22 protein-coding genes are annotated in these 21,720 nt (G+C 50.2%); 11 read left to right on the top strand and 11 right to left on the bottom strand.

Features of this window, described 5'->3' with window-relative positions:
* Position 1: 1 nt before the first annotated feature.
* Genes BZG84_RS10415 through BZG84_RS10405 form a run of 3 tightly spaced genes read right to left on the bottom strand, consistent with a single transcriptional unit; the run spans position 2 to position 6,692 of the window.
* Positions 2-2,632, bottom strand: a complete 2,631-nt coding sequence (locus BZG84_RS10415) for a glycosyl hydrolase family 18 protein (protein ID WP_077480284.1) — start codon at positions 2,630-2,632, stop codon at positions 2-4.
* 9 nt (positions 2,633-2,641) lie between these two features.
* On the bottom strand, positions 2,642-3,814 hold the full coding sequence (locus BZG84_RS10410; protein WP_077480283.1) for a lytic polysaccharide monooxygenase: 1,173 nt from the start codon (positions 3,812-3,814) through the stop codon (positions 2,642-2,644).
* A gap of 52 nt (positions 3,815-3,866) precedes the next feature.
* Positions 3,867-6,692, bottom strand: a complete 2,826-nt coding sequence (locus tag BZG84_RS10405) for a glycosyl hydrolase family 18 protein (RefSeq protein WP_077480282.1) — start codon at positions 6,690-6,692, stop codon at positions 3,867-3,869.
* Between the two features lie 623 nt (positions 6,693-7,315).
* On the opposite strand from BZG84_RS10405, the gene rpsF reads away from it, so the two are divergent.
* The 4 genes from rpsF to rplI are packed head-to-tail and all read left to right on the top strand — an operon-like array spanning position 7,316 to position 8,757.
* Positions 7,316-7,720: a 30S ribosomal protein S6 gene (rpsF, locus tag BZG84_RS10400; RefSeq protein WP_077480281.1), complete on the top strand. Its 405-nt coding sequence runs from the start codon at positions 7,316-7,318 to the stop codon at positions 7,718-7,720.
* Positions 7,721-7,728: 8 nt separating this feature from the next.
* Entirely contained in the window at positions 7,729-8,031 is a 303-nt protein-coding gene (gene priB, locus BZG84_RS10395) for a primosomal replication protein N (RefSeq protein ID WP_077480280.1), read from the top strand.
* Between the two features lie 16 nt (positions 8,032-8,047).
* Complete coding sequence (gene rpsR / locus BZG84_RS10390) at positions 8,048-8,275, top strand: 30S ribosomal protein S18 (RefSeq protein ID WP_069589695.1); 228 nt, start codon at positions 8,048-8,050, stop codon at positions 8,273-8,275.
* A gap of 32 nt (positions 8,276-8,307) precedes the next feature.
* On the top strand, positions 8,308-8,757 hold the full coding sequence (gene rplI, locus BZG84_RS10385) for a 50S ribosomal protein L9 (RefSeq protein WP_077480279.1): 450 nt from the start codon (positions 8,308-8,310) through the stop codon (positions 8,755-8,757).
* A 72-nt stretch (positions 8,758-8,829) separates the two neighbouring features.
* Here rplI and BZG84_RS10380 read toward each other — a convergent pair whose 3' ends face one another.
* Complete coding sequence (locus BZG84_RS10380) at positions 8,830-9,591, bottom strand: DUF481 domain-containing protein (RefSeq protein ID WP_158011484.1); 762 nt, start codon at positions 9,589-9,591, stop codon at positions 8,830-8,832.
* Between the two features lie 178 nt (positions 9,592-9,769).
* Between BZG84_RS10380 and BZG84_RS10375 the strand changes: the two genes are divergently transcribed.
* Both BZG84_RS10375 and alr read left to right on the top strand, forming a co-directional pair.
* Complete coding sequence (locus tag BZG84_RS10375) at positions 9,770-11,161, top strand: replicative DNA helicase (protein WP_077480277.1); 1,392 nt, start codon at positions 9,770-9,772, stop codon at positions 11,159-11,161.
* Positions 11,151-12,281: an alanine racemase gene (gene alr, locus BZG84_RS10370; protein WP_077480276.1), complete on the top strand. Its 1,131-nt coding sequence runs from the start codon at positions 11,151-11,153 to the stop codon at positions 12,279-12,281. Before BZG84_RS10375 ends, alr begins: the two co-directional genes overlap by 11 nt.
* 9 nt (positions 12,282-12,290) lie before the next feature.
* Here the strand turns inward: alr and BZG84_RS10365 are convergent, their stop codons facing one another.
* A complete protein-coding gene (locus BZG84_RS10365; RefSeq protein ID WP_069589688.1) occupies positions 12,291-12,722 on the bottom strand; it encodes a secondary thiamine-phosphate synthase enzyme YjbQ in 432 nt (143 codons plus the stop codon).
* A 230-nt stretch (positions 12,723-12,952) separates the two neighbouring features.
* Between BZG84_RS10365 and pgi the strand changes: the two genes are divergently transcribed.
* Complete coding sequence (pgi, locus tag BZG84_RS10360; RefSeq protein WP_077480292.1) at positions 12,953-14,608, top strand: glucose-6-phosphate isomerase; 1,656 nt, start codon at positions 12,953-12,955, stop codon at positions 14,606-14,608.
* A gap of 68 nt (positions 14,609-14,676) precedes the next feature.
* Here pgi and BZG84_RS10355 read toward each other — a convergent pair whose 3' ends face one another.
* Both BZG84_RS10355 and zur read right to left on the bottom strand, forming a co-directional pair.
* Positions 14,677-15,141 (bottom strand): chemotaxis protein CheX, encoded by a 465-nt coding sequence (locus BZG84_RS10355; RefSeq protein ID WP_069589687.1) that lies wholly within the window; start codon positions 15,139-15,141, stop codon positions 14,677-14,679.
* Positions 15,142-15,170: 29 nt separating this feature from the next.
* On the bottom strand, positions 15,171-15,614 hold the full coding sequence (gene zur / locus BZG84_RS10350; protein ID WP_069589686.1) for a zinc uptake transcriptional repressor Zur: 444 nt from the start codon (positions 15,612-15,614) through the stop codon (positions 15,171-15,173).
* Between the two features lie 284 nt (positions 15,615-15,898).
* Between zur and azu the strand changes: the two genes are divergently transcribed.
* From azu to BZG84_RS10335, 3 genes are all read left to right on the top strand, one after another.
* Positions 15,899-16,345, top strand: coding sequence for an azurin (gene azu, locus BZG84_RS10345; protein ID WP_077480274.1), 447 nt, complete (start codon positions 15,899-15,901; stop codon positions 16,343-16,345).
* 117 nt (positions 16,346-16,462) lie between these two features.
* A complete protein-coding gene (locus BZG84_RS10340) occupies positions 16,463-17,395 on the top strand; it encodes a glycosyl transferase family 90 (RefSeq protein WP_077678177.1) in 933 nt (310 codons plus the stop codon).
* A gap of 507 nt (positions 17,396-17,902) precedes the next feature.
* Positions 17,903-18,178 carry a pyocin activator PrtN family protein gene (locus BZG84_RS10335; protein WP_077480272.1) on the top strand — a complete coding sequence of 92 codons (276 nt, stop codon included), beginning with the start codon at positions 17,903-17,905 and terminating at the stop codon, positions 18,176-18,178.
* 21 nt (positions 18,179-18,199) lie between these two features.
* Here the strand turns inward: BZG84_RS10335 and BZG84_RS10330 are convergent, their stop codons facing one another.
* Positions 18,200-19,033 (bottom strand): hypothetical protein, encoded by an 834-nt coding sequence (locus BZG84_RS10330; protein ID WP_077678176.1) that lies wholly within the window; start codon positions 19,031-19,033, stop codon positions 18,200-18,202.
* A gap of 212 nt (positions 19,034-19,245) precedes the next feature.
* On the opposite strand from BZG84_RS10330, the gene BZG84_RS10325 reads away from it, so the two are divergent.
* A complete protein-coding gene (locus BZG84_RS10325; protein ID WP_077482109.1) occupies positions 19,246-19,581 on the top strand; it encodes a hypothetical protein in 336 nt (111 codons plus the stop codon).
* Between the two features lie 266 nt (positions 19,582-19,847).
* On the opposite strand, the gene BZG84_RS10320 is transcribed toward BZG84_RS10325, so the two are convergent.
* From BZG84_RS10320 to BZG84_RS10310, 3 genes are read right to left on the bottom strand one after another with little or no spacing between them, the layout of a single operon-like run.
* Positions 19,848-20,411 (bottom strand): hypothetical protein, encoded by a 564-nt coding sequence (locus BZG84_RS10320; RefSeq protein ID WP_077482107.1) that lies wholly within the window; start codon positions 20,409-20,411, stop codon positions 19,848-19,850.
* Positions 20,401-20,916, bottom strand: a complete 516-nt coding sequence (locus BZG84_RS10315) for an A1S_2505 family phage non-structural protein (protein ID WP_077482105.1) — start codon at positions 20,914-20,916, stop codon at positions 20,401-20,403. Before BZG84_RS10315 ends, BZG84_RS10320 begins: the two co-directional genes overlap by 11 nt.
* Entirely contained in the window at positions 20,913-21,662 is a 750-nt protein-coding gene (locus BZG84_RS10310) for a hypothetical protein (RefSeq protein ID WP_131826265.1), read from the bottom strand. The genes BZG84_RS10315 and BZG84_RS10310 overlap by 4 nt, the downstream gene beginning before the upstream one ends.
* Positions 21,663-21,720: the final 58 nt, after the last annotated feature.

The following is a 21,720-nucleotide window of genomic DNA, read 5'->3' as shown; positions in this document are numbered from 1 at the left end:
GTTACAGTAATTGCCAGACCGCGGCGCTGCCGGGTTTGTCGCCTTGCGTCCACCACTTGGCTTGGTAGCGTTGGTTGTTATATTCAACTTCATCGCCACCGGAATAAGCGACGGTCGCTTGCCATTCACTGCTTTGGTTGGCTTGGCTATCCCCGACGCGTTCCCATGGGTCGCCTTGGTCTGGGCGCTGGCCTTTGGTCCACCACTTGGCGCGATACTCAACCCCTTGATATAGGACACGATCGCCGCCGACGTACACGGTGTTTTCATCCCACGTTGGTAAGCCACTGGCCGGCGTCACGGTTACTGTGAATTGCGCTTGCGTGGTTTTGTCGCCATCGCTGACCTCGACTGTGACCACATAGTCGCGATTCTCCGTCACGGTGGGCGCGGTCAGCGTGACCTGATCACCGGTGCCAGAAACGGCCAGATCGCCAGATGCACGGTAGGTGTAGCTGAGTGTATCGCCATCTGGATCGTTTGCCTCAATCGTCACGCTGGTTTGCTCACCGCTTTTCAGGCTAACAGGGGCGATAGGTGCCACGGTAGGGGCTTGGTTTTCACCCGGTACCACTACCTTAATGATGGTGTTGGCCTCCGCATTGGCTTGACCATCCGATACCGTCACTGACAGGGAATAGTCGGTGCTGGTGCTCACATCGGGGGCGGTCACTGTGACCGAATCCGTGTCGCTATTGGTCAGAGCCAACGCCGCATCGCCTTGCCAGCGATAGGTCAGGGCATCGCCATCCCGATCACGCCCATTGGCGGCAATGGTTAACGACGCTCCGGGCGCCAGCGTATAGCTTTGCTGCGCAAGGGTGACGGTAGGAGCATTATTGACGGGTGGTTGACCATCCTGTGCTAATCCCTCGTGCATCGCATTGAGGATATCGCCATTGTCGGCATCGATTTCCCAAGCAAACAAACCGGCGAAGTTGTGATTGCGCACATACTGGCCTTTGGCTTTGACCGAGCGTGGGTTGTCATAAGTGACGAGCTTACCGTTGTCTGGGTTCCAAACATAAGCCGCTTCGGCTTGCTCATCATAACCGGGTTGGAAGCCATTGATACCGTTCCCCGCGCTGCCGAGCATGGATTTGACGATGCCTTTGTAGTCAATCACACCGGCTTCCCAAATACCGTCTGCGGTGCTGCCTTTGATCGGGCCGTTACCGGGTGCGGTCATCGGGTTGCTAGGATCGGTCGCATTGGCAGGGAAAACGCCTTCCCAGCCACGGCCGTACATCGCGGTACCAATCACCATTTTTTCCGGTGGTACGCCGCTTTCTAGCAGTAATTGCACGCCATTATCGAGCGTGTAGGCAGGGCCTTTGCGGGGCTCGCCGTTATCATCGACGCCAGTACCATCACATTCATCGGCACTCATATGGCTGCCGCAGTAAAGGGCGGTTTGGTGACCGGTGACATTATTCCATGCGCCGAAAAAGTCGTAGGTCATGGCAAAGATATAATCCATGTACGGCGCGCTGGCGCTGTAATCGACGTTGGCGATCTTGTCATAACCGGCCCCGACGGCCGAGGTGAGTTGGTACTCACGGCCCGTGTCGGCCTCGAGCTCATCCAACATCGCGCGCAGCTCACGCATTAAGGCCGCGTAGGCTTGGCTATCTTTATCTGGATTGCCTAAATCTGGATTGGCACCGCCACCGCCTGGGTACTCCCAGTCAATGTCGACCCCATCATAGAACTTCCAGGTTTGTAGGAACTCTTTCATCGAGGCAACAAAGACGTCACGGTTGGCTTTGTCGGTGAAATCATAGAAGGGGTCTGATAGGGTCCAGCCGCCCACAGATGGGAGAATTTTCAGATCCGGGTAGCGCTGCTTGAGCGCCATCATTTGCGCATAAGTGCCACCAATCGGATCTTTAGCTGGTGTGCCGGGCAGTTTTTTCTGAATCGCCGCCCAAGGGTCATGGATCACCACTTCATAGTCTTTTGAGCCTTGGCAGGCGAGCTCTAGTGCGCGCAAGCTGTTGCCATTTTCGATGTCGCCCAATGACTCATTGGGGCCACAAATGGGGATAAAGCCATATAAGATGTGGGTGAGATTCCCCGCGGGCACCTGACTGACATCGAAGTTACGACCATAAATGCCCCATTCGACAAAGTATGCCCCCACCACGGTATCAGGCTGTTTGGGGTAGTCATTGTTGTTCGGGTCGACATTCATCGGCAGTGGGTCAAGGTGCACGCCGTCGGTGTCTGCGATCACGATGGGTTTGGCGGCACTGGTCGCGCACTGGCCATCCACGCCACCTTCACACAAGGCGAGTTTAAGCTGGTGGCGGCCTCCTTTGTCATAGGGGAAAGTGACAACGCCAGATTTGGTTCCTGCCGGTAAGGTGCCTTGATTAACGACCTGATCGTCAAAGTACACCTTGTAGCTATCACCACCATCACCGGACCAGGCATTCCATTTAATTTCAATTTGGACTTCATCCACGCGTTGCACCAGATCTTTGTACGATCCGCGGCCATATTCGTCGACTTCAACAAAAGAATAGTTTTGTGGCTTCCAGTCCAAACTTGGGGTTGAGGGGGCCGCCACGGCGTGGCTGGCACCCAGTGCCCCAGCAATCGCCAGAGAGAGTAGGGTCATTGGCTTCATGTTTGCTCCTTATTGTGTCACGCGTTGCCAAACAAGGGCAGCGCCGGGTTGCTCGTTTCGTGTCCACCATTTTGCTTGGTAGATGTTGTCGCCGTAGCGCACGCGATCCTTGGCCACATAGACCTCAGAAGCGCTCCACGCGGGCAGGTTGCTGGTGGGTTCGTCGGTAGCCGGGATCACCGACAGGTTGAAGCTATAGCTATCGTGATGGCTAAAGACTTGGTTTTGCACCACGTCATCGGCATTAAACTGGATCTCACCGTGGCGCATCACCCCGATACGTAAGGGCTCGTTAGCCTGTTGTTCGATAAGGCTGGCCAGCGCTTGTGGCCAATTCGCCACATTTTGGTCCGTCAATGTGAGTGTGACATCTACCACTTCTTGGCCTTGGCGGTTGTGCAAGCGGGCACGTACGCGATCGCCCAAAGCTGCCATTTGTGGATGTGGGACAAAGTAGCCCAGCTCGTGCCATTGGGCTGGCGCTGTCTGACTGGGGGTGATAGTGATGTCGGCACAGTTGTAGAAGCCTTCACCGGCCGGATCAATGCGTTGCCAACGGCTATAGAGAATGGCGTCACCTTGACGATCGGCGGGCAGGGTCACGGTCATCTCGTAATAACGGTTTCCGTCATCGCCGATCACAATGGGCAGATCGCCAAAGGTGTCGATCTTCTCGAGATCATCCCACGTCAGCGCATCGGTCGCGCCGTTGTAGTCTGGCTTGGTGAGATAAATTTCCCAATAGCTTGGGTTGTGCGGTGTGGTGGCGCGAAAACGTACGTCAATTTGGCCATTGCCATCTGGGGTGACTTCGGTCCGTTGCCAATCCGGTGAGGGCAAACTGATCCCGGCTTTATTGGGATCGCCGGCACCACATAAGTTGCCATCGGTCACGGCCGCTTTCACCGCATCCATATTGCGGTAATCCGCCACCAATTGCGCTGATTCGTGGTGTTGCACAAATGGGTAGTGCCCCGACTCTAAGAACGCAGCGCGACAGGCAGCATTGGGAATACGTGACCCATCTGAAGGCCACCAATAGCCCCCTTGCTCATGGCAAATCGCTTGGCGTGCTTTGGGGCTGTCTAAATAGCCATGTGCCATCACCTGTGAACTGCTTGCGACCAGCGCAAGGGCCACGGCGGTACGGCAGGAAAACTGTGTGAACGAAGACTTGAACATAACGACTCCTTAACGGGGGCACGCAGCCCCCGCATTCAAGACCAGAAATGGATTAGAGGCTGCAGACTTGGCGCCAAGCTTGACCACCGGGTGCCGCTTGGGTCCACCACTTGGCTTCCCATACCGCCTCTTGGTAGATAAGTTGGTCGCCACCGCTGGCATGGTTGCCCCCGTTAGGCCAGTTGGGATAGGTACTCAGGCTGGCAACATCGACGCCGGGACACTGAGACTCTCCGCCACTTTGACTGGTGCTACCGGGTAGCGCAGGCGGAAGGCTTGGATACTCCTGCTTCACCGCATAGCGCTGGCCATCTTTTTCAATTGTGATATTGGTCGGGTTGGTGATCGGCATGTAGTACATCACCTGAGCATCCAAGGTTTCACCGGGCTTAAAGCTTTGCTCAATGCCGCCCCATTCGTTAATCAGGGTGATGGCAAAGCGATGGTGCGTAGCATCAAACCCGCCGATGTTGTTGCCACTGGCGTTGCTGCTATCACGGACCACTTCCATGCGTAGCTTTTTCTGAGCGTTCCAGTCAGATTTAAAAATGGCCGAGGTAGACACGGGCACATCAAAGCTGATGGTGGCGCCCGATAAGTCCAGATCCGAGTGGTTGGTAAAGCGGAACGTGGGGCGAATAGGATAGTTGTCATCGCCCACTGGGAAGTTCAGCGCGTCAAAGGTGACATCCACTTGCTCGCTTGGCACTTGGAAGTTGGTATCGCCACGTTGCAGTGAGTAGTCGCTGCCAGCTTGCTTAAAGGTTTGGTACGCCAGCGAAGTCAGGGTATCGCCCATAAAGTAGGCTTGACGCTGATCATCATAGCGATAATCCCCCGCCAGCTCCCAGAACATCACCCCGCCTAGACCTTTATTGATCACGTAGTCGACCTTTTCGGCCATCGAGGTTTCATCTTCCATCGATAGGAATACGCGTTTTTCTTCGTTCCAAACCCACGGCGCTTTGGCGATGTCATCGTAATAACGTTGATAGTTACCGGTGAGACGGTCGCTAGGATCTTGCTCAGGATCGAGTCCGTACTCCGCGGCGTAGGCCGGTAGTTTGCCGTCGAGCAGGTTTTTCACATGCCATAAAGGGTTGGAGCCAGCAGGCACTTCGTTGCCGAGCTCGTCCACATCATGCCAAAGGTTATCAATGCCGATTGCACCGTTGCCGCATTTGTTTTTCTCACCGACACCGGTGCCGGCTGGGCACTCACTTTGGTTTGGCAGTGGCGCGCGTCCCCAAAGGCCTTTATCGCCGCCTTGTACGTCTTTAAAGCCGCGGGTGTAATATGGGATACCGATATTGATGCGGCCGGGTGACATACCGCCCATAAAATAGGTTGCTGCCCAGTCGGTATTTAAATAACCAATTCCCTCGAACTCAGGGGTTTGGTAAACATTCCACTGTTTAAGCTCTGAGTCTTCGCCGGTGTCGTATAGCGGCGCTTGATGGCCAACATGATCATTCCATGCCCCATGTAGGTCATAGCTCATGATGTTGACGTAATCTAAGTATTGGGTGGTTTGGAAGGTTTCCATCCCGCGCAATAAGTAACCCGACGACGGTGCGGCAATGGTCAGCATATAGTGCTTGCCATCTTGTGCACTGGCTTTATCGAGCGCTTCACGCAGCGACTTCATCAATACTTGATAGGATTTATTCAAGTGCGCACGACGTGGGTTGGAGTACTCGAAATCGTCAGGGTGGCCTGAGTCTTTCATTGACGATGGGTATTCATAATCAATGTCTAGACCATCAAAGCCATACTGGCGCAAGAAGGCGACGGCACTGTCGGTGAAAGCTTTAATGCCAGCTTGGTTGACGCTGCCATCGGCATTGGTGGTCATGGTGTAGAAACCGCCACTGTCGATGCGCTCGCCGTTTTCACCGAAGTAGCCCCCGGTTTCGGCCCAGCCACCCACGGAGATCAGCGTTTTCACGTCGGGGTGCTGCTTTTTATACTTGTTGAGCAAGTTAAAGTGACCTTTGTACGGCAGGGTTGGATCCATCTCTGCGCCGGCCACGCCCGGCCAGGTCATCTGGGTTGCTGGATTATCGGGTGCATTGGGATCGCCGATAGACAATTGGTTGTCCGCGTTGACGTGAGCAAAGGCGTAATTAATGTGGGTGATCTTGTCCCAAGGAATATCACTGACTAAATAAGCGGGCTGGCCGTTGGTACCGTTTCGCCAGCTGGTGAAATAGCCGATAACACGGCGAGGGTGATCGGCGCCCATGTCTTCAAGGCCGTTCTCGTCATACACCGAACAATATGGCACGTCGACATCTGGGGTGGTGTATAAACCAGCCGGACGACAGGCATACTCATCGCCGCCGGTTTGGTCATCACCCACCACCTGTTGCAATGTTTGGGTATCGGTGGCGCCTTTGTCGTCAGTCACGGTGAGAGTAAAGGTAAAACGACCCGTTTGTTCGGCTTGCCAGCCGATGGAAGTCGCTTCTGCACCTTCATATAAGACAGTGTCGCCTTGTGAAAGCACGAATGAGGTCACTGTGCCATCCGTGTCTGTTCCGGCGAGGGTGAAGGTGAGTGTGTCGCCAACCTCAACGGGTCCAGACGGTGACACGGTTAAGGTTGCGGTAGGGGCTTGGTTAACGCTGCCCGCGCACTGGCCGAGGATTTTCCATGCTTTCCACTCGCCAGACTGAGTGGCAGGATCGGCTTGCGTCCACCACCTTGCCTCATAGGCGGTATCGTCCGCTTTAACTTGATCCCCTTTGGTGTAGGTATTGCCATTCTGCCAATCGGGCAGTGGCTGGCAATCAACTGCAGCGTGCACACTGGGGCTAGTTAACGCGAGCCCCGCCAAACCTAGCGCGACGGCACGCGATGGCGTCATTAATTTCATATTTTGCTCCCAAAATTTTTGAAGCGAATCTCATCAGTGCAGGTAGGAAATTTATGTGCCCTTATCCTGCGTCTACTGCGTGTTTAGATGATTTAAATATCAACAGTAGGCAATAAAACCGCTATGTTGGGCAATTGATGCCAAGAAATGGAGGCGGAAGTACAATAATTTGAGCGTGGGTTCAGAAATTAATTATTCACAAAAAAAAAGTGCATCAATAGCGTGACATTGCTTGAAGTTTGACCAATCCTGACAATTTGCAGGCTTGATTTCTTAATTTTTTTGCTACTGGTCAAATTTTGAGGCCAGTGTCACGGAGGATGTTATTAGTAGGTTTCTGTTTTAAGCGAATTAAGTGTGTTGTCTATTTCGTGGTAATAGATGCTGGGAGTTGTGGGGGTAAGGATTAAAGAAAGCGTGTTGTTTGAAGAGAGCATCATATAGTGATGTGCGGGCAACACGGTGGCAGAAGGTGAGTAAATTAACGTAAAATCTGTTTGCTTATGGCGATGCAATTCTGTACTATCTCGCGCCTGATTCTCGGTCTTTTATTTTTCGTTCCTTGCTTCCGCTGGACGACCGGGCCAATTGTGGAAGCTGATTAATCCGTAAGGAGCAACTCAATGCGTCATTACGAAATCGTATTCATGGTGCACCCTGATCAGAGCGAGCAAGTTGCTGGCATGATCGAGCGTTACACTGCGTCTATCAAAGATGCGGGTGGTCAAATCCACCGTCTAGAAGACTGGGGCCGTCGTCAACTGGCTTACCCAATCAACAAACTGCACAAAGCACACTATGTTCTGATGAACGTAGAAGCTGAGCAATCTGTGATTGACGAGCTAGAAAGCACGTTCCGCTTCAACGACGCTGTGATCCGTAACATGATCATGCGTACTAAAGACGCTATCACTGAGCCATCTGTCATGATGAAGGCTAAAGAAGAGCGTACTGCTAAGCGTGAAGATCGTCCTGAGCGCGAAGAGCGTGCAGAAGCGAAAGCTGAAGGCGAGAGCGCTGCTGAGTAATCGCTGTGATGACCAATCGATTGGAACTTACTGGTGTTATCAGTAAAGCTCCGGTCCACCGCCAGAGCCCTGCAGGGATCCCGCACTGCCACTTTGTGTTAGAGCATCGTTCCACGCAACTCGAAGCGAACCTTTCCCGTCAGGTGTATTGTCGTCTGCCGGTGGTGGTAAGCGGGCAAGGGTCAACACAACAAACTCACAATTTAGCTTTAGGCAGCCATATCAAGGTAAGCGGTTTTCTCGCTTACCAGACCAGCCGACAAGGCGAGGGAAAATTGGTATTGCATGCTGACCACATTATAGACATTTAGATCAGGAGATAAGCCCATGGCACGTTTCTTCCGTCGTCGTAAATTCTGCCGTTTCACTGCAGAAGGCGTACAAGAGATCGACTACAAAGATGTAGCGACTCTAAAAAACTACATTACCGAATCTGGTAAGATTGTACCTAGCCGTATCACTGGTACTCGTGCTAAGTACCAGCGTCAACTGGCTCGTGCTATCAAGCGCGCTCGTTACCTGGCCCTGCTGCCGTACACTGACAAGCATCAGTAATCGGAACTGTCCACGTTAGAGAGGATTGAAGAATGCAAGTTATTCTACTTGATAAAATCGGTAACCTGGGTGGCCTAGGTGATCAGGTAACTGTTAAGTCTGGTTACGCGCGTAACTTCCTTATCCCACAAGGTAAGGCTGTTATGGCAACCAAAACCAACATCGAACACTTCGAAGCACGTCGTGCTGAGCTAGAAGCAAAAGTTGCTGAGCAACTGGCTGCCGCTCAAGCGCGTGCTGAGAAAGTTGAAGCGCTAGAAGCGGTTGAGATCGCCTCTAAAGCGGGCGACGAAGGCAAGCTGTTCGGTTCTATCGGTACTCGTGACATCGCTGACGCTGTAACTGCAGCAGGCGTTGAAATCGCGAAGAGCGAAGTTCGTCTACCAGAAGGCGCGCTGCGCAACACTGGTGAGTACGAAATCAGCGTGCAACTGCACTCTGACGTGTTCGCAACCGTAAAAGTGAACGTTGTTGCTGCGTAATTGCCAAGACAATGTTTGTGAAAGAGCCAGCCGATAAGGCTGGCTTTTTTTATGCCTGTGAACAGATAACCGCTAAAGCCACTGATATCGTAATCCAACCGTGAACACACTGTCTTGGTGCTTCAGCCCCGGCGGTACTTCACTCATGTAGTTTTGTTTTCCCGTCAGCTTAATCGAGAGCTTTTCGGTAATCGTGGTAGCTAGCGACAACACGCCTTCCACGCTGGTATTGCTTTCCCCAGACACAACCTGTGTGCGTCCCTCGATACTGGCATTATCTAAAAACCGCCACTGCCATTTGGCTTGGGCGCGGACGACTGGCTCACTGACCGAATAGGGCATGATCAGATCATCGTCATCAATTTCGTCCAAATTTGGCCGTTGGTAACGAAAGCCGGGACCTATCTCTGTGCTGACACTCAATGCATCACGCTCTATCCATTGGTAGCCAAGACCGGTTGCGAGCATAAAGTCGTCAAAGTAAGGACCATAACGGTCAGCGACGTACGTGGCGTTCAGCAGCGCATAGCTTTGCGCGCTAAGCTTCATATTGGCTTGGGATTCGAACTCCGTTTTGCGTTTGTCCTCTTCGCCGTCTTTTTCAACCTGCAGCAGACTGACGCTGGCTTGATAACTATATTGTTCGACTTGGTATTGGCCGTTTAACTCACTGTTGATCGTTTGTGAATCGGCATTGCCGCCCAGACGTTGATAACCGATGGAAATATCGGATGACCAAGGTGACGTTGACGTGTCGTCTTGCTCGGTTGCATAGGCAGGACTGATACACGCGACACATAGTGAGATCCAAAGCGGCGTATAAACAGATTTCATGGCTTTACCCTCACACTGTCTCAGGCGCGCTATGATAGGGATCGTCAGCATTGAAGCGGTCAAATTTGGGTTAAAATCCGCGGTGATTATTCAGCGTTTGGAAAAAAATGGCTGACAGGGCAGCGTCTCGCTAGGACAGCGGGTATAATGGCGCCCATCAGTAATAGGTGAGTTCGTTATGGCAGACAATCGTAAACCCGCAAAAGATCAACAAGTCGCTAATCTCAAAGTACCGCCACATTCCATTGAAGCCGAGCAGTCCGTGCTGGGTGGCTTGATGTTGGATAACGAGCGCTGGGATGCGGTTGCGGAAAAAGTCGTCAGCCATGACTTTTACAGTCGCCCCCATCGATTAATTTTCGATGCGACCAAGACCTTGCTCGATGAAGGCAAGCCACTAGATTTGATCACCCTCTCTGAGCACCTTGAAAAAGCGGGCACGCTCGACGATGTGGGTGGTTTTGCTTACTTGGCGGAGCTGGCGAAAAACACCCCAAGTGCGGCCAACATTATTGCTTACGCCGATATTGTGCGAGAGCGTGCCATGGTGCGTAATCTCATTGGGGTAGCCAATGAAATCGCCGATGCGGGCTATGACACGCAAGGGCGTAGCTCGGAAGATCTGCTCGATATGGCCGAGAGCAAGGTGTTTGCGATTGCCGAATCTCGAACCAGTGAAAACGAAGGGCCGCAGCATATTGACTCGGTGTTGAGTAGGACACTGGAGCGCATTGAAGAGCTCTTTAAGTCACCGCAAGATGGTGTCACGGGCGTATCGACAGGCTTTACTGACCTGAACAAGAAAACCGCCGGCTTACAGCCGTCTGACTTAATCATTGTTGCGGCACGTCCATCGATGGGTAAAACCACCTTTGCGATGAACTTGTGTGAAAATGCGGCGATGGACCAAGAAAAACCCGTGTTGATCTTCTCGCTCGAGATGCCGGCTGAACAGCTGATGATGCGCATGTTGGCCTCGCTCTCGCGCGTCGATCAAACCAAGATCCGGACCGGTCAGCTTGATGATGAAGACTGGGCGCGCATCTCCTCATCGATGGGGATCTTGATGCAGAAAAAGAACATGTACATCGATGACAGCTCCGGTTTGACACCGACCGATGTGCGCTCGCGAGCCCGTCGCGTTGCACGTGAACATGGCGGTCTGAGTATGATCATGGTCGACTACCTGCAATTGATGCGTGTACCGGGTTTACAAGAAAACCGAACCCTTGAAATTGCCGAGATTTCTCGCTCGCTCAAAGCGCTCGCGAAAGAGCTGAACGTGCCGGTGGTGGCGCTATCGCAGCTAAACCGCTCATTGGAGCAACGGGCGGATAAACGCCCGGTAAACTCGGACTTGCGTGAATCGGGCGCCATTGAGCAAGATGCCGACTTGATCATGTTTATTTACCGCGACGAAGTCTACAACCCAGAAAGTGCGATGAAAGGGATTGCGGAAATCCTGATTGGTAAACAGCGTAACGGTCCGATTGGTAGTGTGCGTCTCACCTTCCAAGGGCAGTATTCGCGATTTGATAACTATGCAGGACCCGCGTTTGATGATGAGTGATCTGTCTACCATGACCAATGCAGCTCGTGCCTTGATTGATCCCGAGGCGATGGTGCACAACATCCAAGTGATGCGCCGTAAAGCGCCTCACAGTAAAGTGATGACGGTGGTGAAGTCCGATGGTTATGGGCATGGACTCGCGTCGGTTGCCACCACCTTGGCCCCGTTTAGCGATGCCTTCGGTGTGGCACGGGTGGAAGAAGCATTGACGTTGCGTCGTGCCGGGATCCAATTGCCCATCGTCTTGCTGGAAGGGTTTTATGAAGCGGATGAACTGCCGTTATTGGTTTCTCACCAATTGACAGCAACCGTGCATTGTAAAGAGCAAGTGGCGATGCTGACTCGTGCCTCGCTAAGTGAGCCGTTACCCGTGTGGTTAAAAGTCGACTCAGGCATGCACCGCTTAGGTTTTCAGCCTGAGCAAGTACCGGAAGCACTCGCCGCCCTTAATGCTTGCGACAATGTGGCCGCTGACATTGGCTTTCTCAGCCACTTTGGCTGCGCGGACGAGCTGGATAATCCGATTACGCAAGCACAGATAGATACCTTCATACAGGTAACGGAAGGGCTAAGCGGAGAGCGGTCGCTGGCAGCCTCGTCGGGGACCTTGTTTTGGCCGCAAAGTCATTTTGACTGGGTGCGTCCCGGCATTTGTTTATATGGCATTTCGTCACGAATTGAACTGACTGGCGAACAGCTGGGCCTAAAACCGGCAATGCGATTGACTTCCCGGGTGATGGCGGTTCGCGAACTGAAAGCGGGCGAGCCGGTAGGCTATGGCGCGCGTTGGCGCAGTTCGCGCGATACCTTGATTGGCGTGATTGCCATCGGTTATGGCGATGGCTATCCACGCTCTGCACCTGACGGCACCCCTGTTTGGCTGAATGGTCGCGAAGTGCCCCTGGCTGGGCGCGTATCGATGGATATGATCACCGTTGATCTGGGCCCAGATGCGACCGATAAAGTGGGTGACGAAGCGGTACTGTGGGGGCCTGAGCTTCCCGTTGAGCGCATTGCCCGCTTGGTCGATACCATTGGCTATGAATTAGTGTGCCAAGTCACCGGCCGCGTGCCTCGTCAATATCTCGCCTTAAACGCGGCCGATGACGCCGCGGTGTAGCTTTTGATGTTAAGCGGTACGGGGCGCACCTTGCACAGTGACCACCAAGGTGCGTGTACCGCCATGATCGCGATGCTCACCCAGATAAATCCCTTGCCATGTACCGAGATTAAGTCGACCTTGGCTGATGGGAACCGTGACGCTTGCGCCTAGCAACGATGCTTTAAGGTGCGCCGGCATGTCATCATCGCCTTCATAGGTATGCTGATAATAGGGCGCGCGTTCTGGCACTGAGTGGTTAAAGTGCGCTTCCATATCTTGGCGCACCGTGGGGTCCGCATTTTCATTCAAGGTTAAACTCGCCGACGTATGCTTGATAAACACCTGTACCATCCCGATATCAATCTCATCGAGGATAGGCAGTGCCGAGACAATGTCGTCGGTAATTAGGTGAAAGCCCCGCGGGCGTGGGCGCAATTGAATTTCAGTTTGATACCACATAAGCAGTCCTTGTTGTGATCCTCGTCGTGAGCGAAAAGCTCAAGGCTTATCCAACTATTCTATGATTAATCGCAACCCTCTCACAGCAATTGCATGTGAGAATCTGGCTGTGATTATGTAATATTACTCCAATTGCCACCGCGAACAGCGTGGTGACGCTGAGACACTACAGGATCCTTGCCGGCTGTTACGCTAACAGCGGCATTCACAACGCGATTTGGATGACCATGATGCTAAAGACAACTAATCCCACTCAAACCGTGGCGTGGCAATCACTGACCGCCCACTTTGAAGAAGCACAGGACTACACACTGGCGGATCTTTTTGCCGACAACCCACAGCGATTCGCCCATTTCTCGACCCAATTCGAAGACAGCATTCTGTTGGATTATTCCAAAAACCTGATCAGTGAAGAAACACTGACCAAGTTGCTGGCACTGGCGGATGAAACCGGCGTGGCGGACGCGATCAGCGCGATGTTTGACGGCGAGAAGATCAACCGCACCGAGGATCGTGCCGTGCTCCATACAGCACTGCGTAACCGCAGCAATACACCTATCATGGTGGATGGCGAAGATGTGATGCCAAAAGTGAACGCGGTACTGGCGCAGATGCAGTCGTTTTCCGAGCGTGTGATCAGCGGTGAATGGAAAGGCTATACCGGCAAAGCGATTACAGATGTGGTTAACATTGGTATCGGTGGCTCAGATCTTGGTCCTTACATGGTGACCGAAGCACTTGCCGCTTACAAAAACCATTTGAACCTGCACTTTGTCTCTAACGTGGATGGCACGCATATCGCCGAAACGTTAAAAGAGCTAAATCCAGAAACTACCTTGTTCTTGGTGGCGTCAAAAACCTTCACCACCCAAGAAACCATGACCAACGCCCACACAGCACGTGACTGGTTTATGAACGCAGCAGGGGATGAAAGCCAAGTGGCTAAGCACTTTGCCGCACTTTCTACCAACGCAAAAGCGGTGTCTGAGTTTGGTATTGATACGGCCAACATGTTCGAATTCTGGGATTGGGTTGGCGGCCGTTACTCATTGTGGTCGGCGATTGGTCTTTCTATCTGTTTGGGCGTAGGTTACGACAACTTTGTTGCACTGCTTGACGGTGCGCACCAAATGGATAACCACTTCAAAACCGCACCGATGGCGCAGAACATGCCGGTGCTGTTGGCACTGATTGGTATTTGGTACAACAACTTCCACGGCGCAGAATCAGAAGCTATTTTACCTTACGACCAATACATGCACCGTTTTGCTGCCTATTTCCAACAAGGCAATATGGAATCAAACGGTAAGTATGTGGACCGCAACGGTAATCCGGTTGACTATCAAACCGGCCCAATCATCTGGGGCGAGCCGGGCACCAATGGTCAGCATGCGTTTTATCAGCTGATTCACCAAGGCACCAAGTTGATCCCATGTGACTTTATTGCCCCAGTGCATAGTCATAACGCGATTGGCGATCATCACGCTAAATTGATGGCTAACTTCTTCGCTCAGACCGAAGCACTGGCATTTGGTAAAGGTCGAGAGCAAGTGGAAGCCGAGCTAGCAAAAGCGGGTAAATCAGCCGATGAAATTGCTGCGATCGCACCGTTTAAAGTGTTTGAGGGCAACCGTCCGACGAACTCTATTCTGGTCAATCAAATCACGCCATATACTTTGGGCGCGTTGATTGCGATGTACGAGCACAAAATCTTCACTCAGGGTGTGATTTGGAATATCTACAGCTTTGATCAGTGGGGCGTTGAGCTAGGTAAGCAGCTTGCAAACAACATCCTGCCAGAGCTGAACGATAATAACGAAATCGACAGCCATGACAGCTCAACCAATGGCTTGATCAACACCTTTAAGCAATGGCGCCAAGCGTAATCGCTTAACCGGTGAAACGAGAAAACGCCGCGCAATTGCGCGGCGTTTTTATATCGAGGTGTGCCGTCTTAGTGATCAAAGCAGATTTCAATGAAGGCCGTACCGTGGGGCGATTTAAACGGCATAATAATCACAGGTCCATCGCTTTTGTGATTGATGGTATGACCTTTACCAGACACCACCACTGGGGTGGCCATCTCAAACTCAAAGCCTTTTTCTGACAGAATACGCTTGGCACCCCCGGTCACCATATTGGTGATTTCACCCACCATGTCAGTGACTTCCTCGTTGATCGAGTCTGCGCGCTCACCGAGCATGCGAAACATGATCTCCAGCGCCATATCTTCGTCAAAAGTCACTGAGAACGACCCTTTGGTTTGTGGGCCAACCATACCGATTAACCCAGAAACATCCCCTTTAGCGATCTCGGATTTCTTTAGGTGAGGCTTCTCAGGCTGAATATCTAACTGTGCCATGGTTTGCAGCACGTTAATCAGCGAGGTCAGGAATGGGTTGACGAATTGTGCTTCCATAAAGAATGTCCGTCCTAATCAATTCAATGTTATTGAGCCAAGCACTGTGCACATGTGCCATGCGTTTCAATCACATGGTGTTGTACGTGAAAGCCCACTTGCTGCGCTTTTTCACGCAATGCATCCGACAGCTCCTCGGTGTGGCACTCTTCGACCGTACCGCATTGATCACAAATCAACAGTTGCGAGCAATGTCCTTGGTGCCCCAAATGGCAACAAGCGATGTAGCTGTTGGTTGACTCCACTTTATGTACAAACCCCTGCGCTAATAGAAAGTCTAGCGCACGATAGACAGTTGGGGGTTTGGCTTGTGGTTCTGTTTCGCGCAACACATCAAGCAACTCATAGGCACTGATGGCGCGTGAGTAGTTGGCAATAATTTCGTAAACGCGCGTACGTTGTGGAGTAAGCCTTACTCCTCGCTGCTCACAAAGCTGCTGTGCGCGGTGCAGTAACCCAGTGGTATTGGTCATAGCGCCTCAAAGTGCTGACAGTCAGTTTGTTATCTTATCATAGCCACTGGTCAGCGCACCCTGTCTGTCTTTAATCCTATGCGTTATCACACACCTGTAAACACCTTTACGTGTATCGCTTGATCGCGATCAGACCTCTCACAGTATTGAGCAAAATAAAAACAGTTAACAATCTGCTGATCTTTGAATCGGCTAACTGTTTTCTTGTAGTGAGTCCGTATGATGGCACCGTGCCACAAGCATAAAAAAACATACCTTTACATCCATAATAGGAGTATGTACCGATGAAAAAACTGTTAGCCCTCGCCGCACTGGCGTTCGCGTCTGTTTCCACGCAAGCGGTTGCCAACGAGTGTGAGTTAACTGTCACCACCGGTGATAAAATGGCCTACGATCAAACATCGCTATCCGTACCAGCAAGCTGCAGTGAAGTGACGCTAACCCTAGAGCACCAAGGCTCCATGCCTGTGACCTCGATGGGCCACAACTGGGTGCTGTCAGAAACGTCTAACCTTCAAGACATTGCCATGAAAGGCGCGGGTGCCGGCCCAAATAACGATTACTTGCCACAAGGCGATGATCGTATCTTGGCGCATACCAAATTGATTGGCGGCGGCGAAAGCACCACGATTACCTTCTCAACCGAAGGACTGAAAGGCAAAGACTTAACCTATTTCTGCTCTTTCCCAGGCCACTGGACTGTGATGAAAGGCAAATTCACCATCGAATAAGTCTTGTCGCGAGAGAGCGGGCAACAGGCTCTCTCGCCCATTTCATTTGCTCGTCATCTTGCTCGACTAGGCTTTGCGGTAAATCGATGTCCGCAGACGGATTGACGGAGCAAGAGGGTGAAAAAACTCCGCTACTATAGTTATAACTTGGCACTCAATGCGATCCCTAATGATTGGTATCGCTCATGGATGTGCCGGCAACTGTTGCCCATTTATCAGCAGCATCAATCTGATATCGACCAACGTGTCAGTTATTACAACCGTTTGAATGCCCCGTTTTGTTTGTCGGAGCAATATTGCGATCATCAGACGGGCCGAGTGAGACAAGATCACGGCTCGGTGTATTTTTTAGATATATTGCGAGTGATGCGCTGGTTCCCCAACGGCTTGTTTTTGCATTACTTAGATGGCGATGTCACGCAACCGCCACTTACGCCAGCCTTTGTAAAAAGCCGTCCCATTCATGGCGACAATCAAAACGCCGTACTACTCAAGCTCAATGCGGTGCGCCATTTTCAATTTATTGATGATCCCGTACCGTTTGGGCAAAAACGCGATAGCGCGGTATGGCGTGGACGCTGCTTTAATCACAAGCGTCGCCAACTTCTTCGCCGCTTTTACACGCATCCTATCATTGATGTCGGAGATACCCGCCCCGCGAATGAGACTGACCAAGCCTATCGAAAAGACCCGCTAACACCGCAAGCGCAGCTACAGCATAAGTTTATTCTCAGTGTGGAAGGGAAAGACGTTGCGACCAATTTAAAATGGATACTGTCGTCCAACTCGCTGTGCCTCTCACCGCCGCTGGAGTATGAAACTTGGTTTATGGAGGGCCAATTAATCGCCGGGGTTCACTATGCTGAGGTGAACGCAGACTTTTCCAACCTAGAGGCAGTCATCGACTACTACCTCACTCATCCACATGAAGCACAAGCGATCATTCACAATGCCCATCAGTGGGTAAATCAATTCCGCGACCGACAAAAAGAAGCAGTGATCAGCTACTTAGTGGCAGAGAAATACTTTCGGCTTTCGCAGCAGCTATAGAAGCACAGGGGCTGGTTTGGTTTAAACCATCATAACGGCTGCCATACTGTTAGCTTGTGCTTTTCTTCTGCCTCGTGGTCAGTCGGGATGGTTCTGCTTAAATCTTACCGATGCAATGTGTATAATCCGCGTCCGCCTGTCGAAAATGACTGTCGTTTAACGTAATTTGCAGAGATTCGAGACCATGACTAACCCCAGCAAAACCGCCGCCAGCCCTGATGTGACGCCAAAAACGGTGATGCAGCGTTTCTCTGTTGCGCCCATGCTAGATTGAGAGGATAAGTGACCTATACTTCATAATAAACAACTACTTAAGATTAGGTGTCGAAGTGTTGAGGGACGGATAAGGGACGGTTGCTACCAGTTCTATCAGAAAAGCACCTTAGCTCCCATCTTACGTCCCCTAAACGGAAATATCAAAAATCGCTTGAAGGGCGTGAAAAGTAGCGACTAAATACTCGAGATATAGAATTCCTTTGTGAGATTATGGAGTAATTAGGAGCACCTATGAACAGTTCTTGTTCTCTCTCAACCAAATCCCTTTTGGCAGCTAAGCACAATCACGAGCCGTTTATCCCACTAGAAGATGTGGCGAGGTTTTATCTGGGGCTTACTCCAAGCACAGCTAAGCGCCAAGCTCGTAATAATGAATTGCCTTTTCCGGTTACTAGATTTGGAGAGTCTCAAAAACTACCTTGGCTTGTAAGTTTTGATGACCTAGCTGCATTCGTAGAACGTCTGGCTGCGAAGAGCAAGAGGGACTGGCATCGCATGCAGCCTTGAGAAATAGAGTGAACCAGTAGGCTACCCTACTCTCAGTTTTATCTTCTCCATTTGTTTAGTCTGCTGCTTCGACAATAGCTTGTGGTCTAGTGAGTCAATGGTTTTCATCAAACGATTTCTTTGTCGGCGCTTTTGCCTGTCGTCACTTTCTTCCATGGCTATGAGCCATTTGCTGAACTGTTTCTGCATCTGCAAAATTATCTTTTCCATTTCTAAAGCGGCGTGGGCTTTTTCGTACTGATATTGCCACTCGCTAAGTCGTTTTCCCTTATTGTTTTCTTCCGGTGCATAGCTGCGGTAATCAATACCAACATGTTTTAAAACCGAGTGATTGAAAGCCTGCTTAATCAGTTTTGTTGCCTTTTTTTGTTGAAGCTCTTTGAGAACTCGATTCGCTACCACTTTACCGATGATTAAGTGGACATGATCACCGCTGCCTTGTTTACTGCCTTGCTCTTGTTGGTGTAAAACAGCCCGGATTTGTTGTCGGTACTGAGCGAAGTCTGTCTTGTTCAATTTGCAATGCTTGGCTAAAGCTATACAGCAATCTCTTACAACGCTTTGCCATTGCTTGGGAGTCGGGCGGTATCCTTTCGGAAGAGTCAGACAATACTCAACCGCGTAGCTAGATAAAGGCCGTCCCCCTTTTCGGTTATGGAGTTGCTGGTTAAGTCTAAACTCTTCACCAGCAAGCGCGATGCGGTTGGATGTTTCAGCGCAGCCAAATATGGAGACTATGCGTACGGTATGTTTGTGATTGGCGTGTTTCAGACTTTGTAGGTAGCGCTCTCGCATCATGACGCCATCACTAGCGAGGCGAACAGGTTGGGTTATTACTGTCCAGTTTTTAAGCATATAGTGTATTTTTATTAAGATTAAAAACTATTTGGCACGTCTGCAAACAACGTGATCGTAACGCCTAATGCTGGCTACGTGTTCCAGATAGGACAACCAGCTTCGCTGAGTTGTTGTCCACTGGTAAGAAGGGGGCCCCCCTTCTTAACTACCCCTTTTGAATGCACAGTTTGGCATGTGAGTAAAAATTGGTTAGTTTTAAATAAAAACCTATGAATACTAACTCTCCAATACTACAAGCTGTTCAAATTGAAAGGTTCAGAGAAACAACAATCGAAAGTCTTGTTGTCGGCAAATGTAAAGAGGCTGGGTTTGTCTCAATTTTGGATATTGAAACTCGATCTTCTCGACTACGCTGGCTCCAAAAGCTTACAGAGTGTTGCTTGTATGCTGATGCTATTGAAAATCAATTGGACGGTAGGGTTGAACCTGAACTTAATGCGGACTCAATTGCTTTACTGATGGTAGAGAGAGATAAAAAAGTGGCTGACATTATGGAGATGATTGCCAAAAAAATCTTGCTCGGAATGCCTAGCTATGAAGTTTAGTATCCACAGGCTAACATGCAATCTAGCAAATGTGATACTGCGGACTTATATGATTGTACAACCATGTTCCGGTTTCACCAAATTTGCATTTGGATAAAAAATTGCCAGTGTTTTTGCTAATCTATGAAGCAGTGCATAAGTACAAGCATGTAAAGTGGTGTAACTTAGTTTCTAGACCAGTACTACAGATTAATTGCTCCGGCCACCTCACCTCTAACAATGGCAGATAGATTGAAAATTAGCCCAGAAACCCTAGGAACGATAAATTACTTCACCACACACTCATCAACTGCTGTCTGGAACTGTTTTACAGAATATTTTTCGAACACATCAGTAGCTGATCGTTCCAGAACCAGAAAGGCGACTTTGCTTTCAAAGAAGCCATTACGTTCAATAATCTGATCACCAACAGTCTTGCCAGTTAGTAGATTGATACGGCGCTGAATGTCGCTGGGATGGTCTTCTGGATTACCCTGCTTGCCGTAATTGAAGTAGGTATCCATAAACTTATCGCCAGCAACAAACGTGTCCTCAGAAGCACTCACAAGACCCTGAAGGCATGAGGGGTCGAGATTGAATGAACTATCACTCTGTCTAGACTGGTGAACCATATATAGGTAAGTTTGCACCTTTTTTTGAGTTGTCGAGAGGTCGCTTGGAAGCTGCATTTCAGAATCGATGCCGTAGCCAGAGTAAAAGTTTTGCTCTACATTATGTTGCGCAGCCAGATACGGCTTGAAAGCAGCCAGATACAGGCTTGATACTGCTACAGCGCCGACAAGAGCACCAGCAAGGATGTTAAAAAAAGTATTAGAATTGTTATTTTTCATGATTTTTTCTCTGAAAATACGCCTTCCAGCTCTCGTGGAAAATGATGTTGCTTGGAGTTTCTGATTTAGCTTTCGAAGTAAACAGTTCTATTAGCTCTTCACTACTGTAGCCATTGAGGTTTGAGTCACCTCGCTTATAGGCAAGGATGAAACTTTTTGTGGGCATACTTCTCGAAACCTCGAATAATTCCTCGATATTGTCAGATAGTTGCTGCTTGGTAAGACTCCGTATGCCGTAGCGAGAGTAGGTAATCCCAGTAGCTTCCTCAAAGTAGTTTTTGGTTAAGTTCTTTGTTACAAGTAGGTACGATTGACCGGACAGGCCACGGCCAACATAATACTCTGCACCCCAAAATCGATGCGCAATGTTAGCTAAGCCCATCCCATGACGCCCCTCTGGATTTGTGGTGGCGATCAGAATGCAGTTTTTATGAATATCTTTTGGTTTTGAAGTACGATCTCCCACCCAGAATCGTAACTTCTTTTTTTGCTCTAACTTTTTCATTGATACCAATTTTTTCCTACGTATTTGAATATGGGTCTTTCACCTCGATTAATATCCCAGTAAATTGTTCCCTCTTTAAATATTAACTCAACCCAATACTCTTTGTAATGATTGTAGTATTTCACTGTGTCGAAGAAATTTTTAGAATCGATATGACTTCGGCCAGCTTTGGTAAGCACATAAGAGCCAACATCGACACCTTTGAAAGTTGTTTTATTTCTGTAGGCTAGGGCAGCTTGGAGCGGGTTGCTGATTAAGATAGCGATATCTTGCGATACGTAGGGTAAGTGCTTCTTAAATAGCTCGTTTTTAGCCATAAGTGCTCCTTCATAATAGCCCTCCTTTGACTCATTGATATCTGGGGTGTACAGAGTTGCAAGAAAGAACAACATTAGCTGCCTCATTGCCTCTGAGTCGTGCTCAACCTGTGCAATAAACTGCTCTCTCTTGGTTTCCCCGAACAGTAGGCCACCAGAATCCCAATCTACGCTGCGTGTACTTTCGTAACCCATCACTTTGCTCCAAATAGAAGCAGAATGAAAAGTGTCCATCTTGCTGATGTTATCTTTAGATGGCTTCAACAGAGAGTTCTTTAAGTCAGTAACGTAGTCAAATGTCTCCATCTGCTCCTCTAAAGTCACAGCATCCGTAGTGTTTGTGTACTTAATTACCGCAGGAGCAGATACAGAGACAAGACCGACTGCAAGAGCAATGCGAACTGGTAGGCTCATTGTGAATGTCGACATTTTGGTCATTGTTAGTTTTATGGGCTTAAGATCCCCAGTATTTTCCATAGCTTAATTT

The sequence above is a fragment of the Salinivibrio sp. PR932 genome (genome assembly GCF_001996125.1).
Taxonomy (GTDB): Bacteria; Pseudomonadota; Gammaproteobacteria; order Enterobacterales; family Vibrionaceae; genus Salinivibrio; species Salinivibrio proteolyticus.
Note: the sequence above shows the minus strand (reverse complement) of the source record. Positions and strands in the feature narration are given on the sequence as shown.